At 60.3% G+C, this 14,131-nt stretch carries 14 protein-coding genes; 8 read left to right on the top strand and 6 right to left on the bottom strand.

The genetic code is table 11. The annotated features are described in order from the left end of the window. Positions 1-114 precede the first annotated feature (114 nt). The 4 genes from adk (at position 115) to FZE95_RS09615 (ending at position 2,821) form a co-directional block, all read left to right on the top strand. On the top strand, positions 115-762 hold the full coding sequence (adk, locus tag FZE95_RS09600) for an adenylate kinase (RefSeq protein ID WP_150300667.1): 648 nt from the start codon (positions 115-117) through the stop codon (positions 760-762). A 96-nt stretch (positions 763-858) separates the two neighbouring features. Then, positions 859-1,536 carry a tRNA (adenosine(37)-N6)-threonylcarbamoyltransferase complex dimerization subunit type 1 TsaB gene (tsaB, locus tag FZE95_RS09605; RefSeq protein ID WP_150300668.1) on the top strand — a complete coding sequence of 226 codons (678 nt, stop codon included), beginning with the start codon at positions 859-861 and terminating at the stop codon, positions 1,534-1,536. 146 nt (positions 1,537-1,682) lie between these two features. Next, complete coding sequence (locus tag FZE95_RS09610; protein WP_150300669.1) at positions 1,683-1,997, top strand: hypothetical protein; 315 nt, start codon at positions 1,683-1,685, stop codon at positions 1,995-1,997. A gap of 23 nt (positions 1,998-2,020) precedes the next feature. Then, positions 2,021-2,821, top strand: a complete 801-nt coding sequence (locus FZE95_RS09615; protein ID WP_150300850.1) for a class I SAM-dependent methyltransferase — start codon at positions 2,021-2,023, stop codon at positions 2,819-2,821. A 17-nt stretch (positions 2,822-2,838) separates the two neighbouring features. Here FZE95_RS09615 and plsB read toward each other — a convergent pair whose 3' ends face one another. Continuing rightward, on the bottom strand, positions 2,839-5,322 hold the full coding sequence (gene plsB / locus FZE95_RS09620) for a glycerol-3-phosphate 1-O-acyltransferase PlsB (protein ID WP_150300670.1): 2,484 nt from the start codon (positions 5,320-5,322) through the stop codon (positions 2,839-2,841). 356 nt (positions 5,323-5,678) lie between these two features. On the opposite strand from plsB, the gene FZE95_RS09625 reads away from it, so the two are divergent. The 4 genes from FZE95_RS09625 to FZE95_RS09640 are packed head-to-tail and all read left to right on the top strand — an operon-like array spanning position 5,679 to position 10,212. Then, entirely contained in the window at positions 5,679-6,608 is a 930-nt protein-coding gene (locus tag FZE95_RS09625) for an ABC transporter ATP-binding protein (RefSeq protein ID WP_150300671.1), read from the top strand. Beyond that, positions 6,605-7,339, top strand: coding sequence for an ABC transporter permease (locus FZE95_RS09630; protein WP_150300672.1), 735 nt, complete (start codon positions 6,605-6,607; stop codon positions 7,337-7,339). The genes FZE95_RS09625 and FZE95_RS09630 overlap by 4 nt, the downstream gene beginning before the upstream one ends. 17 nt (positions 7,340-7,356) lie before the next feature. Continuing rightward, a complete protein-coding gene (locus FZE95_RS09635) occupies positions 7,357-9,210 on the top strand; it encodes a GldG family protein (RefSeq protein WP_150300673.1) in 1,854 nt (617 codons plus the stop codon). Positions 9,211-9,222: 12 nt separating this feature from the next. Beyond that, complete coding sequence (locus FZE95_RS09640; protein WP_150300674.1) at positions 9,223-10,212, top strand: DUF4340 domain-containing protein; 990 nt, start codon at positions 9,223-9,225, stop codon at positions 10,210-10,212. Between the two features lie 58 nt (positions 10,213-10,270). Here FZE95_RS09640 and trxC read toward each other — a convergent pair whose 3' ends face one another. The 5 genes from trxC to rlmF form a co-directional block, all read right to left on the bottom strand. Then, positions 10,271-10,705, bottom strand: a complete 435-nt coding sequence (gene trxC, locus FZE95_RS09645; protein ID WP_178100959.1) for a thioredoxin TrxC — start codon at positions 10,703-10,705, stop codon at positions 10,271-10,273. 69 nt (positions 10,706-10,774) lie between these two features. Next, positions 10,775-11,161: a hypothetical protein gene (locus tag FZE95_RS09650; protein ID WP_150300675.1), complete on the bottom strand. Its 387-nt coding sequence runs from the start codon at positions 11,159-11,161 to the stop codon at positions 10,775-10,777. A gap of 11 nt (positions 11,162-11,172) precedes the next feature. Then, positions 11,173-11,976, bottom strand: coding sequence for a putative RNA methyltransferase (locus FZE95_RS09655; protein WP_150300676.1), 804 nt, complete (start codon positions 11,974-11,976; stop codon positions 11,173-11,175). Continuing rightward, positions 11,976-13,112 (bottom strand): succinyl-diaminopimelate desuccinylase, encoded by a 1,137-nt coding sequence (gene dapE, locus FZE95_RS09660; protein WP_150300852.1) that lies wholly within the window; start codon positions 13,110-13,112, stop codon positions 11,976-11,978. Before dapE ends, FZE95_RS09655 begins: the two co-directional genes overlap by 1 nt. Before the next feature lie 45 nt (positions 13,113-13,157). Further along, entirely contained in the window at positions 13,158-14,126 is a 969-nt protein-coding gene (rlmF, locus tag FZE95_RS09665; protein WP_150300677.1) for a 23S rRNA (adenine(1618)-N(6))-methyltransferase RlmF, read from the bottom strand. Positions 14,127-14,131 lie beyond the last annotated feature (5 nt).

A 14,131-nucleotide genomic window follows, 5' to 3' on the forward strand; every position in this document is an offset into this window, starting at 1 on the left:
CACTGCACCTGCCGTGCGCGAATCTTGCGCGCCAGCCCCCGGCTGGTGTCCGCCAGCCTTCGGTCATGCACCCCAGGCGGCCCCCGGTTATCAGTTAGAACGAGGAGTTCAGCAATGCGTGTAATCCTATTGGGCGCTCCAGGCGCGGGCAAGGGCACTCAGGCCCAGTTCATATGCAAGCGTTTCGGCATTCCCCAGATCTCCACAGGCGACATGTTGCGCGCAGCGGTCAAGGCTGGCAGTGAGATGGGCCTGTTGGTCAAGGAAGTTATGGATAGCGGCGGGCTGGTCTCGGATGACCTGATTATTGGACTTATCAAGGAGCGCATCACGCAGGACGACTGCACCAACGGTTTTCTGTTTGACGGCTTCCCTCGCACTATTCCTCAAGCCGAAGCGCTGGTCGACGCGGGCATCACCATCGACCACGTGCTCGAAATCGCTGTTGAAGACGAAGAAATCGTTCAGCGTCTCTCTGGCCGCCGGGTTCATGCCGGCTCTGGTCGTATCTATCACATCGATCACAATCCGCCGAAGGCTGTCGGGGTCGACGATCTGACCGGTGAAGTACTGATTCAGCGCGATGATGACAAGGAAGAAACCATCCGCAAGCGTCTGGAAATCTATCACACCCAGACCCAGCCGCTGGTCGAGTTCTATCGTCAGTTGAGCGAAACGCAGGGCACGCCCAAGTGTTCGCGGGTCGAAGGTGTCGGTACTGTGGATGAGATAACATCCAAAGTTCTCGATGCTCTGACCTGAGTAGTGCTGTGTACAAAAGGCCCGTGTGACAGCAGTCGCACGGGCCTTTTCGTTTGGGTACAATTTCGGCCCCTCCGACCGGACGACACATCACGCATGGCCACTTTGCTAGCACTGGATACCGCCACCGAAGCCTGTTCCGCCGCGCTGCTGCACGACGGTAAGGTCTATGCCCGCCATGAGGTCATACCGCGGCAGCATGCCAAGCGATTGTTGCCAATGATCGACGAGCTGCTGCAGGAAAGCGGCGTGAGCTTGATGCAGCTCGATGCGCTGGTGTTTGGCCGGGGGCCCGGGGCCTTTACCGGCGTGCGTATTGCGACCGGCATGGTTCAGGGACTCGCCTTTGCGGCAGACAAACCGGTCATTGATATATCCAATCTGGCGGCGCTGGCTCAGCGTGCCTGGCGCGAACACGGCGCCGAGCAGGTCTGTGCGGCAATCGATGCACGCATGGATGAGGTGTACTGGGGGTGCTACCAGGTGAAGGATGACGTCATGCAGTTGGTCGGCACGGAGTTGGTCAGCGCGCCGGAAGCGGTGAGCCTGCCGGACGGCATGAGCAGCCAGGTTGGTGCCGGTACGGGCTGGCAGTACGCTGACCGACTGGCGGTTAAAGTTGATCAGGCATGGCCTGAATTATTGCCTGATGCGCGTGACCTGCTCAGTCTGGCGCTGCCGCGTTGGCAATCGCGTGATTTGCTGGATGCGGCAGATGCACAGCCCGTTTATCTGCGTGACCAGGTCGCGACGCCGAAGCAGCCGCCCAGGTAAAACAGTCCAGCAAGGGGGGTCCGTATCTGTGGCAGAATGCACGCCACGAGGATATTTGCTGTTGATCCGCTGTCACAGGTTGGCAACCCTCTCTGAGTCCAGGCTCATACAGAGGTCGCCCGCATTTTCATTCACCCGGAGTCCTTATGCGTCTGGATGGTTACAACCCGTTCAATACGTTACCAAGCCGCGGGATACGGCCGGTCTCACCGGCTCCGGGGAGCGAAGTGGCGCGCGTGGATCAATCCGGCTCGTCAGCCAGGATTGAGATTTCGCGCAATGCGGATGCCCGCCATGTCAGTGCTTCTACCGCAGTTGCCGAATATATTCCGGCTCGCCGGGACAGTGCCGAGCCTGTCCACAGCCGTGCCAGTCAGGCATTGGCCAGCTACCACACGACGGCCAGCATGACGACGCACGACGAGGTCGAAGGCGTGTTCGGCATTGATCTGTACGCTTGATGGACTCCTACGTTTACCCGCCCATGTCTGCTGCGCCCGCCGTTGCCACCGCCTCTCTGGGCGTCACCTGGCTGGCGCCTGAATACGAGGCGCGCGCCGCTGAGCTTGCGATACGTCTCGGTTATGCCTGTATTGGAAGCGACGATCCGCTTCCCGAAATGATGCTGCAGGTGGGCGCCGATGGACTGAGCCTGCGATTGAGTGGTCCGGACGCACCGGGCCCGGTGCGCGTCGATTTTGTGGAAGGTGCGCTGGCGCACCGTCGGCTATTCGGTGGCGGCGCCGGGCAAATGGTGGCACGTGCGGTCGGTGTCAGGGGCTCGATTCGTCCCAATTTACTTGACGCAACAGCGGGCCTCGGACGCGATGCCTTCGTGCTGGCCGCGCTCGGTTGTGACGTCATCATGCTGGAACGTCAGCCGGTCATCGCGGCGCTGCTGGCCGATGGTCTGGAACGCGCCCGGCAGAGCGGCGGCAAGGTCGCCGACATTGCTGGGCGCATGCGCCTGATTCAGGCCGATGCCATCCAGACCATGCGGGATTGGGAAGGGCCTGTCCCCCAGGTTATTCACCTGGATCCGATGTTTCCACATCGCGACAAGTCGGCGCTGGTAAAGAAGGAGATGCGTCTGTTCCGGCCGCTGGCGGGCGATGATACGGACGCGCCGGCGCTACTCGAAGCGGCGCTGCAGCTGGCCAGCCACCGTGTGGCGGTGAAGCGCGCGCGCAAGGCGCCGGCCATTGAAGGCCAGGCACCGAGTGCGCAGCTTACCGGGCAATCCAGCCGCTACGATATTTACGGCAAGCGGAAGCTGGAAGGCTGAGAGCTGGCGCGGTGGCGTTACGTCTGCTCCCCTACCTCTGCCTGCGTCCGCGCTACCTGCTTGATCGATAATCTGATCTCCGCGCTCAATACACGTTTAGCCGCATTCTCGGCGATATCTTCCAGCTCCGGTTGATAGTGCAGTTGCCCCTGCGAATCTGCTTGCAGCACCTCCATCTCGATCAGCCGCTGAATAAACTGACGGAACAGCGTCTTGTCGAAGGACTCAGGCGCATTCAACCCGTGCAGTATCGAGAGTCGCTGGGCCATGACCGTACAGAGCGCTTCGAGTGATTCTGCACTCAGGCTGCCGTTCGGGTTGTTCAGCAGCAGGGCTGCGGCCATGTAGAACCGCTCAAGCATCTGCAGAATGCTGCGTGCCAGCAGGCTGAGCAGGACGAACTCGGCAGAACTGGGGTCCGGCCGGTGAATTTGCTGGTTCTCCTCATGCAGCAGGTTCTGGTCGATCAGGCCGTCAATCCAGTCGTTGATGACGTCCGGTAATTGTTCTTCGCGCCAGTGCATGAACAGTTCGCCCTGCAGGTAGGGATATAGCGCCATGACCAGGCGCCGGATCTGTTCACGGGTCATGCGTGAGTTGTTGAGGAACAGGCAGGCAATCAGCGCAGGCAGTGCCACCAGGTGCAGCACATTGTTGCGGTAATAGGTCATCAAGACTGCCTGGGGTTCATCCAGGTAGAGGATCTCGCCCAGCGCATCGGATTGGCGGCCGATCAGCTCCATCGCCTCGACGTAGCGGATGATCTCCTGCCCGCCCATTTCAGGGAGGGTAATGCTGCGGCTATAGGGCACCCGACGCAGCAGCGTCAGGTAGGCGCCCAGCAGGCGCACCAACCCCCGTTCATCCAGTGCCAGCCGGGGTGTGGACAGCATGATCAGGGATACCAGGTTGACCGGGTTAACGTCAGCGGCGGCGTTAATCGAAGCCGCCAGAGTGTGCGCGAGCCGGTTGGTGGTGTCTGGCAGCCAGGCGGGCTTGAAGTCGCTGCCATGGTCCATCTTGCGCCAGTCCGGTTGTTGCTCATCGAGGAAAGCAGAGAGCGATACCGGCTCGCCAAAGTTCACCGCGACCTGACCGAAGCGCTGCTTCAGTGCGGAAAGCACGCGGAAGATATCGAAAAAGGATTCCTTCTTCTTCTCCTGTCCACGCAGCTCGCCCAGATAGGTGCGACCTTCGAGCACCCGTTCATAACCGATATACACCGGCACAAAGACAATCGGCCGGCGTGATGAACGCAGGAAACTACGCAGAGTAATGGCGAGCATCCCGGTCTTGGGATTCAGGGTGCGACCGGTACGGGACCGACCGCCCTCGATGAAATATTCCACCGGGAAGCCGCGGCTGAACAGCATGTGCAGGTATTCATTGAACACGGCAGTGTACAACGCGTTGCCACGAAAGGTGCGGCGCATGAAAAACGCGCCACCACGACGGAGGATGCCGCCAATGACTGGCATGTTGAGGTTGATGCCGGCAGCAATATGCGGCGGGGTCAGGCTGTGTTGCAGCAAGGTGTAAGACAGCAAAAGGTAATCGATATGACTACGGTGGCAGGGGACATAGACGATCTCATTGCCCCGCGCGATCTCCTGAACCCGCTCGATATGGTTTACCCGGACGCCTTCGTATAGCTTGTTCCAGAACCAGGACAGCACCACTTCCATGAAGCGGATGATGGTGTAGGTAAAATCCGAGGCAATTTCATTGGCGTAACGGGTCGCTTCATGCTTTGCCTTGGCCTGGTGTTCTCCGCTTTCAAGCGCTTCGCGTTCAATGGCCTGGCGCACCGTCGGCGCATGCAACAGGCCCTTCAATAACGAACGGCGGTGGGAGAGGTCGGGACCGACCACGGCGCCGCGCTGCTGGCGGAAATGTACGCGCAGCAAACGGTTGATACGCCGCAAACTGCGCTCATTGCCAATCTGCTGATCACTCAGCTCACGTAACGAAATTGCCGCACCGAAGCGGACCCTGATCTTGCGACCGTGCAGCACAATGGCGAGCAATTTGCGCAAACGTCCGCTAACTGTCCAGTTATAGGCAAACAGCAGCTTGATCGGCGAGGACTCGACGTCAGGGGATTGGCCCCAGAAGACGCTGACCGGCACCAGCTGGACGTCCAGCTGGGGGTTGTTATCCACCGTGGCCAGTACCCGTTGCAAGCGGGGTGACTGGCGGCGCGGATCGGGGCGGGCTGTCCAGGCATGTTCATGGCTGAGGAACACGTGCGCCTCTTCCTCATCCAGCGTCTCGATGCTGCGAACCGGACGCGGCAGGCCGGCGCGGTCGCACTCATGATCCAGCACCAGCAAGTCAGAGAGAGAGCGGTAGGGCAGCGCATAGACGATGGGCAGCTGCGGGTCGAGTTGGTCGTTGAATGCTGCATCACCGATGCTTGTCGAGCGAGACCATAGATACAGCAGCCGGCGCAGCAAACCAAAACGCAGGCGGCCGAAGAAATAGGAATAAACAGCTGACATAATGCTTCCTGCAAAGTCTGGGACAGTTTCCATCAGCCGCATGCGGCGGCCCGGCTGGAAACAGGCGAAACCGAATTCTAGCCGGTTTGCTCCAGTGTGACAGCGTGCATTGCAGGGCCGTTACGCAAACCTTGAAATCGATGCCTGATGCCCGCATATTTCACGTCGTGCTCGGCTACGTTCATGCCGGGCCGCAGAGTCTGCAGGATGCGGCTCAGCGTGTATTCCCTGTTTTATCACGTTCGCGTCCCCGTTTTCGTCTATCACCCTGCGGTTCGGCAATCCATGTATCCTTGCGCTTTGCGATAGCCGCGTGCCTGCGGCATGCCAATCTCGGGGGAGATGGAAAAGAGGCCATGATAAAGATAAACAGCCTGACCAAACGATTTGGCGACCATGTCGCCGTGGACAATTTGTCCTTCGACGTACAACCGGGGGAAGTACTGGGGTTTCTCGGGCCTAACGGCGCTGGCAAGTCCACCACCATGAAAATGCTCACCGGGTTCCTCACGCCTGATGGCGGTTCAGCCTCGGTCTGCGGATACGATATCCAGACGCAGATCCTGCAGGCGCAGCAACAGATGGGTTATCTGCCGGAGGGTGCGCCTTGTTATGGCGACATGCGGGTAAAGCGATTCCTCGAGTTTATCGCCGAAGTGCGCGGCTTCTCGGGCGCCGAGAAGCACAAGCGCGTTGCGCTCGCGGCCGAGCAGCTGGAACTCAATGGCGTGCTCGGTCAGAGCATCGAGACGCTGTCCAAGGGCTTCAAGCGCCGCGTAGGCCTGGCCCAGGCCATCCTGCACGATCCGCAGGTGCTTATTCTCGACGAGCCTACCGACGGGCTTGACCCGAACCAGAAGCACCAGGTGCGCAACCTGATCCAGCAACTGGCCAGCGGCAGCAACAAGATCGTGGTGATTTCCACGCATATTCTCGAAGAAGTCAGCGCTGTGTGTACCCGCGCTGTGGTCATCGGTCGTGGCCGCCTGTTGGCGGACGGTACGCCGGACGAGCTCGAAGCCCGCTCCCGCTATCACCAGGCGGTGACTGTCGATCTCGAACATGCCGTCGATAGCGCTCCATTATTGGCGCTGCCCGGTGTGCTCGATGTTGAACGTCAGCGCGATGGTCAATTGCTCACCGTCGTCGCCAAACCCGGCGAAGTGGTTTTTCCGGCGGTGGGCCAGTACGCCCGCGAGCAAAATTGGCCGGTCAAGGAATTGTCCGTCGAGCGGGGACGCCTGGATGAAGTCTTCCGTCGCCTGACCGCAGGGGAGGCAGCATGAAAAATCTGGGTGTGATATTCAAGCGCGAACTGGGCAGCTACTTCGCTACGCCCCTGGCGTTCATTTTCATCGTTATCTTTCTCGTCCTGGCGGCGGTTTTCACCTTCTACCTTGGCAGCTTCTATGAAAGCGGCCAGGCCGACCTGAACGCCTTTTTCAACTTCCACCCCTGGTTGTACCTGTTCCTGGTACCGGCGGTGGCAATGCGGTTGTGGGCTGAGGAGCGCAAGTCCGGAACCATCGAGCTGCTGATGACGCTGCCGGTATCGCGTACCGACATGGTGCTGGGCAAGTTTCTGGCGGCCTGGGTGTTTGTCGGCATCGCCTTGCTGCTGACCTTTCCCATAGTGATCACCGTGAATTACCTGGGCAATCCGGATAACGGCGCAATCATCACCGGATATATCGGAAGCTGGCTGCTGGCTGGCGGATATCTGGCGATTGGTTCATGCATGTCGGCGCTGACCAAGAACCAGGTCATCGCGTTTATCGTCAGCGTGGTCGCCTGTTTCATATTTATCGTCAGCGGTCTGCCGCTGGTACTGGATCTGTTCAGCGGTTGGGCTCCCCAATGGCTGGTCGATGCCATCGCCTCGCTCAGTTTCCTGATTCGCTTCGACGCCATCAGCAAGGGCGTCCTGGATCTGCGAGATCTGTTGTATTTCATATCGCTCATGGCCGCCTGGTTATGTGCCACAGCGATTGTCATCGACCTTAAAAAGGCCGATTGAGGCGAGGAGACCGAACAATGAAACGTTTAATGTATTCAGGTGCCGGCCTGCTGGTACTGCTGCTGGCCTTCATCGCATTCAATATGGCTTCCAGCGTGCTGCTGTCAGGCGCACGGCTTGATCTCACCGATCAGAAACTGTTCACCATCTCCGATGGCACCCGGCAGATTCTTGAAGATCTGGAAGAGCCGATCACGCTCAATTTCTTTTTCTCCGACCGCGCCAGCCAGGACATGGTGATGCTGCGCAACTACGCGCGCCGCGTCGAGGAAATGCTCAAGGAATATGAGCGTGTAGCCGACGGCAAGCTGGACCTGCGGATCATCGATCCGCAACCGTTCTCGGAAGCAGAGGACCGCGCCGCCGAGTTCGGCCTGCAGGCTGTTCCGCTGTCGCAGTCGGGTGAGCAGCTGTATTTCGGTCTCGCCGGCACCAACTCGCTGGCCCAGCGCGAAGTGATCCCGTTCTTTGCCATGGAGCAGGAGGGTTTGCTGGAGTACGAACTGAGCCGTCTGATCAATAGTCTGGCTCAGCCCGAAAAATCCGAAATCGGGGTTATCTCCGGTCTGCCGATGTCCGGTGGCATGAACCCCATGACCGGCCAGGCCAGTCCGCCATGGATTGCCTTTGAGCAAGTGCAACAGATGTTTGATATCCGCGAACTCGATCATGATGTCGATGCAATACCCGAGGAGCTTGAAGTGCTGTGGTTGGTGCATCCCAAGGCGCTGAGCGAGTCCGCGCTGTATGCGATCGATCAGTTCGTCCTGCGGGGCGGTCGCTTGCTGGCATTCATCGACCCGCTAGCCGAGGCCGACCAGAGCCAGGAGGCGATGCTGGATATGATGGCCGACGGCAAGGCGTCGGATCTCGGGCCGCTACTGAAAAGCTGGGGTGTGCGCTACGATCCCAGCCAGGTAGTAGTCGATGCACGCCTGGGCATGTCGGTCGGCCGTGGACAGGGTCAGTTGCCTGCCCGGCATATTGGCTGGCTCGAGCTGGAACCGGCACAGCTGAACGAGGACGACACCGTCACCGCTCCATTGAGCCTGCTGACAGTTGGCACGGGCGGCGCTCTGATTCCGCAAGAGGGCAGCGAGACCGTCTTTACACCTCTGTTCTCCAGCACCACCAATAGCGCTCTGGTATCCAGCGAACGCTTCACCGCGATGCGCGACCCCGAGGTGTTGCTTGACGGCTTCAAGGCAGACGAGCAGACCTACCATTTCGCTGCGCGACTGCAGGGGCCGGCGAAAACGGCGTACCCGGATGGCCTTGCCGAGCGCGAGCCTGGTTTGACCGAAGCGGACAATATCAATGTCATGGTGGTTGCTGATACCGACATGCTGACTGATCGCATGTGGGTGCAGGTGCAGGATTTCTTTGGCGAGCGGGTACCGCAGCCCTGGGCGGACAACGGCGGGTTGCTGTTCAACGCGCTGGATAACCTGTCCGGTTCCGAGGCGCTGATCAGCGTACGGTCACGTGGCGATTTCAGCCGGCCCTTCACCGTGGTCGAAGAGCTTCAGCGTAACGCGGAGCAGCGCTTCCGTGCCAGCGAACAGCGATTGCAGCAGCAGCTGGCTGAAACCGAGCAGCGCCTGGCGCAGATGCAGCAGAGCCAGGACCCGTCGCAGCTGAGTGAACTCTCGGCCGAACAGGAGCAGGAAATTCAGCGGTATCTGGACCAGAAACTGCAGATCCGCAAGCAATTGCGCGATGTGCGCTTCCAGCTGAACAAGGATATCGAGCAACTCGGCACTCAGCTGAAGGTGATTAATATCGCGCTGGTACCGGCGTTAATCACCCTGGGCGTGCTGTTGTGGCTGTTGTGGCTGTTGGTTGGCCGCCTGCGCCGGCGGTCCGCCTGAGGAGATTCTGCAATGAAAAAGCTGATCGCAGCGCTGGCGCTGCTCACCGTGGCTCTGGTTGTGATTGCCCTGCGTATGCAGGACAGTGACCGGGTTGCTGATCTGGAAAGCCGCCCGTTGCTGAACGAGGCGCAACTCGCCCAGCTTGCCGAGGTGGAACGCATCACGCTATCGCGTGGTGATGCGTCTGTTGAACTGGTGCGTACGGACAAGGACTGGGGCGTTGCTGAACACCACCTGTTCCCGGCGCAGCGTGAGCGCTTGGCGGCCTTGCTGCACGCCCTGCGAGGCGCGCGCATTCTCGAGGACCAGACAGCCAATCCTGACCATCACGCCCGGCTTGGGCTGGATCCGGATGCAGAGGGAGCGGAGACCCTGGCTGTGAACCTGAAGGGCGATGCCGAAATCACCCTGCTGTACGGCAATACAGTCGGCAGTGGCCAGTTGGTGCGCTTTGCCGACGATGATCAGGTATGGCTGGTCAATCGTCCGCTGAGCATGACGGTGAACAGCAGCGAGTGGTTGGCTCTGGACGTCATTGACATCCCTATGGAGCAGTTGTCATCGGCGCGTTGGGAGCATGCCGATGGCGAGGTCCTGCAGCTCGACAAGGCCGAGGAAGGGGATTACAACTTCCGTCTCGCCGGGCTGGAACCGGCGCTTCAGGCAGGCAATGAGCGCTGGGTCAACAGCATGGTACTGGCGCTGGCCAACCTGCGTGCCCAAAGTGTCGCGCTACGCGAAGATCTGCAGCTGCAGGAGCCGCTACTGCGCATGCAGATGCAAACCTGGCAGGACGCGGAGCTGCATGCCGATCTGCACGATATCGATGGGCGCTACTGGCTGGTTATTGATCGCTTCGTCAGCCCGGAGGATGTCGAGCTGGAGGTGAATGCGGATGAACGCTGGGCCTATCAGTTGGCGATCGGTCAGGTCGAGCAGCTGGTCAAGCGTCACGCGGATATCGTGCGTAACCAGCCGGAGCAGGCAGGGCAGGAGTAAGCATCAGGAAAGATTGCCGGCGCCACCCGGCAGATCACGCGGGTCAGCCGGGCTGCGGTCAGCCGAGTTGCTGGTTGACCCATTGCTTGAACTGGGCCGCAGGCAGTGCTCCGGCCATGCGGGTAACTTCTTTCCCTCCACGAATCAGCATCAGGGTCGGAATGCTGCGAATACCGTACTGGCCAGCCAGCGCCTGCTCGTCTTCGGTATTGATCTTGACCAGCCTGGCACGTGGTTCGATGGAGGCCGCAGCCTGCTCGAATACGGGAGCGAACTGCAGGCAGGGTCCGCACCAGGGCGCCCAGAAATCCACAATCAGCGGCAGGTCGGCGGAGGCATGGGTGCGAAACTGCGCTGCGTTCAGCGGCACCGGCTGGCCGGTGAACAGCGCCTGCTTGCACACGCCGCAACGGGGATCAGAATCCAGGCGGCTGATATCGAGGCGATTTTTACGGTGGCAATGGCCACAGGCAACGATCATGGGTTGGTTCATTATGTGCTCCCACGGCTAGGGTCTGTTGTCATTTCATCGAGGCCGCGATGAAACGACAACAGACCCTGTTCAGGGCTTCTGCGCCCAGATGAATTCTGTTTCGCCTTCCTCGTTCACTTTCATCCAGCGGTCAGCATCCGCATCCCCCTGTTCCTCGGACCAGCCACCCACCGAGCAGCGAACCTCGTGGCCAGTGGCTGCCTGAATGGCGCGCGCACAGTCGAGATCGGTGTCCCAGGGGGTGGCGTCGCTGTCGAACCAGACGCTGGCCCATTTACCCGCCGCTTTGCGCACGATCATCAATGGAATCGCCTGACCGTCCAGCCTCAGGGTGCCATGCCGGGTAAGGCCGTTCCATGCCTTGAGCTCCAGACCTTCGAAGGTCTGTTCCAGCCAGCTGGTCAGTGCGTCGAGATGATCTTCACGCAGGTAAATCTCTACATCGGGTTGTCGCACGGATATTCCTCTCAGCAACGTTGCAGCAGAACCATACGCATGGCCACCTCGAGCCCCGGCAGTCCCGAATCCAGCAGGGCCTGCTGGCGCTCGGGGCGGCTGCGGAAGCCATGTGGTGTCATACCGATCAGGCTGGCCAGATCAGCTGGCTCCAGATCAAGAGCATAGCGCAGGACCTCATCATTGACGATGCGCAGGCCTTCGGGCAGTTGTTTTATCAGTTCGGGCGTGGGGTGAACGCTGTCGTAGAGTTTCTCGCGCAAGCTCAACAGGTGATCGGCATGCGGTCCTACCAGCAGGATATGTCCGCCGGGCCGGACGCAGCGCAGACATTCTTCCCAGGACCACGGGCTGAATACACAGAGCGCGGCGTCAAGGCTGGCATCGGAGACCGGCAGGCGCGCGCTGGAGGCTACCATCCACTGGATCGAGCGGCTGCGGCGGCAGGCCTTGATTACAGCGTCCTTGCTGATGTCCAGGCCGCCCATTGCAGTATCGGGCAGGGCCGCGGCCAGACGTTGTGTGTAATAGCCTTCGCCGCAGCCCATATCCAGCAGCGTGCCTGGCACCAACCCGGCAAACAGCCGATTGATCGCGTCACTCACCGGTTGGTAATACCCTGCGTCCAGGAATGCATGGCGGCAAGCCAGCATGGTGGGCGTGTCACCCGGTCGGCGGCTGTTCTTGTGTTGAACAAGCAGGAGGTTCAGGTAGCCCTGCCGGGCCTGGTCATAGCTGTGGCCGTTGATACAACGCCAGTTGCGCTCAATGGCGGTCAAAGGCTCGCGGCAGTGTGGACAGATCAGCTCAAGCATCAGCACAGCAACTGTTCAAGGGTGGCCTGATAGATATCGGTCAGCGTGTCCAGGTCAGCAGCGGACACGTGCTCGTCGAGCTGGTGAATGGTTGCGTTGATCGGACCGAGCTCGACCACCTGGGTGCCCATGGTGGCAATGAAGCGGCCATCGGAGGTGCCGCCGGAAGTCGACGGCTGGCTATCGCGACCGGTCACCTGACGGATTGCCGCGGAAACGCCATTGAGCAGGGCACCGGCTTCAGTGAGAAAAGGCAGGCCGGAGACCGTCCATTCCAGGTCATAGTCCAGGCCGTGTTGGTCGAGGATATCGGTTACCCGGAGCTGCAAGCCTTCGACCGTGGATTCGGTGGAAAAGCGGAAGTTGATCAGCGCTTCGAGCTCGCCGGGCACCACGTTGGTCGCGCCCGTGCCTGCATTGATATTGGAAATCTGGAAGCTGGTAGGCGGAAAGAACTCATTACCCGCGTCCCAGGTCTCGTGCGCGAGAGCCGCCAGTGCCGGCGCGGCAAGGTGAATCGGGTTGCGTGCCAGGTGTGGATAAGCCACATGGCCCTGCTTGCCCTTGATTACCAGTCGGGCATTCAGCGAACCGCGCCGGCCATTCTTGACGATATCGCCGACCGCCTCGGTGCTGGAGGGCTCGCCAACAATGCACCAATCGACTTTCTCGCCGCGCTTGACCAGTGTTTCGACCACCTTGACCGTGCCCTCGGTAGCTGGGCCTTCTTCGTCACTGGTGATCAGGAAGGCGATTGAGCCCTTGTGATCAGGGTGTGCTGCTACAAAGCGCTCAACCGCGACAACCATCGCCGCAAGGCTGCCCTTCATATCCGCAGCGCCGCGTCCCCAGAGCATGCCGTCACGTATCACCGGCTCGAAGGGAGGCTGGGTCCAGCGCTCCATAGGCCCCGTCGGCACGACATCGGTGTGCCCGGCAAAACACAGCACGGGTCCTTCAGTGCCCCGCCGCGCCCACAGGTTGTCCACCTCGCCGAAGCGCATGGACTCCAGCCTGAAGCCGGCCGCTGCCAGACGTTCGCCCATGAGGGATTGGCAGCCGGCATCCTCCGGCGTGGTCGAATCGCGGGAGATCAGGTCGCAGGCCAGAGAAAGGGTAGGGGAGAGGTCGGTCATGGGCTCGGTTCGCAGGTCGTTGAAATTCCGCGCCATGATACCAGACTAGCTCCAGCGCGCCTTGCGCCAGGCGCGGCGTTGTTTCTTGTCGAGAAAGGTCCAGGCCAGCATCCGGCTGTGCTTGAGGCCTTGCGTCATAGGCACCACGCGTGTGTCACGCGCGCCCAGTTCGCGTAATTGCTGCTGCAGTTCGTCCAGGTTGGCGCCCTTGGACACCAGGCTGCTGAACCAGAAGACCGAGGTGGCGAATGCGCTGCTCTCTTTCACCAGACGGACGAGGAAGCCTATCTCGCCCCCGCTGCAATACAGTTCGTTGGCTTGGCCCCCAAAGCTTTGATGCGGCGACAGCTGCTTGCCATGCTGTTCTTCCAGATTGCGCCATTTGCGTTTGTTGGCCTGACGGGCTGCCTCGGCGTCGGTATAAAAAGGAGGATTGCACAGGGTGAAATCGAAGCGCTCCCCGGTGCCGACAATGTTGTGCAAAAGCTTTTCGTTATCTCGCTGCAGGCGCAGCTCTATCTGCTCCGCCAGTGACGGATTGGCGGCTACAATGCGCCGGGCGTTGCTCAGGGCCGGTGCGTCGATATCGGTGCCAACAAAGCGCCAACCGTAATCACGGTTACCGATCAACGGATAGATCAGGTTGGCGCCGGTACCAATGTCCAGTCCGACCAGCTTCGGGCCACGTGGAATCTGCCCGTCATGGCTCTCTCCGATCAGATCGGCCAGTGCATGCACGTAATCGGCCCGACCGGGTACAGGCGGGCACAAATAACCGGCGGGAATGTCCCAGTCCTGGACGCCGTAGTGGTGTTGCAGCAGCGCTCGATTAAGTGCTTTGACGGCTGCGGGGTTGGTGAAATCCAGGGTGAGATTGTGGTCCTTGCCCGGTATCAGGTATTCGAGTAGCTCGGGTCGCAACTTGCCCAGCGTCTTGAAGTCGTAGCGGCCCTGGTGACGGTTGCGCGGATGCAGGGTGGCTGCGGGTTTACGGGGTGCAGACTTGCTGGACATGGGAA

It is taken from the genome of Pseudomonas profundi (assembly GCF_008638305.1).
GTDB lineage: Bacteria > Pseudomonadota > Gammaproteobacteria > Pseudomonadales > Pseudomonadaceae > Halopseudomonas > Halopseudomonas profundi.

Coding starts and splice junctions, on each gene's coding strand:
- adk (WP_150300667.1), top strand. CDS start 115: ATGCGTGTAATCCTATTGGGCGCTCCAGGCGCGGGCAAGGGCACTCAG.
- tsaB (WP_150300668.1), top strand. CDS start 859: ATGGCCACTTTGCTAGCACTGGATACCGCCACCGAAGCCTGTTCCGCC.
- FZE95_RS09610 (WP_150300669.1), top strand. CDS start 1,683: ATGCGTCTGGATGGTTACAACCCGTTCAATACGTTACCAAGCCGCGGG.
- FZE95_RS09615 (WP_150300850.1), top strand. CDS start 2,021: ATGTCTGCTGCGCCCGCCGTTGCCACCGCCTCTCTGGGCGTCACCTGG.
- plsB (WP_150300670.1), bottom strand. CDS start 5,322: ATGTCAGCTGTTTATTCCTATTTCTTCGGCCGCCTGCGTTTTGGTTTG.
- FZE95_RS09625 (WP_150300671.1), top strand. CDS start 5,679: ATGATAAAGATAAACAGCCTGACCAAACGATTTGGCGACCATGTCGCC.
- FZE95_RS09630 (WP_150300672.1), top strand. CDS start 6,605: ATGAAAAATCTGGGTGTGATATTCAAGCGCGAACTGGGCAGCTACTTC.
- FZE95_RS09635 (WP_150300673.1), top strand. CDS start 7,357: ATGAAACGTTTAATGTATTCAGGTGCCGGCCTGCTGGTACTGCTGCTG.
- FZE95_RS09640 (WP_150300674.1), top strand. CDS start 9,223: ATGAAAAAGCTGATCGCAGCGCTGGCGCTGCTCACCGTGGCTCTGGTT.
- trxC (WP_178100959.1), bottom strand. CDS start 10,705: ATGAACCAACCCATGATCGTTGCCTGTGGCCATTGCCACCGTAAAAAT.
- FZE95_RS09655 (WP_150300676.1), bottom strand. CDS start 11,976: ATGCTTGAGCTGATCTGTCCACACTGCCGCGAGCCTTTGACCGCCATT.
- dapE (WP_150300852.1), bottom strand. CDS start 13,112: ATGACCGACCTCTCCCCTACCCTTTCTCTGGCCTGCGACCTGATCTCC.
- rlmF (WP_150300677.1), bottom strand. CDS start 14,126: ATGTCCAGCAAGTCTGCACCCCGTAAACCCGCAGCCACCCTGCATCCG.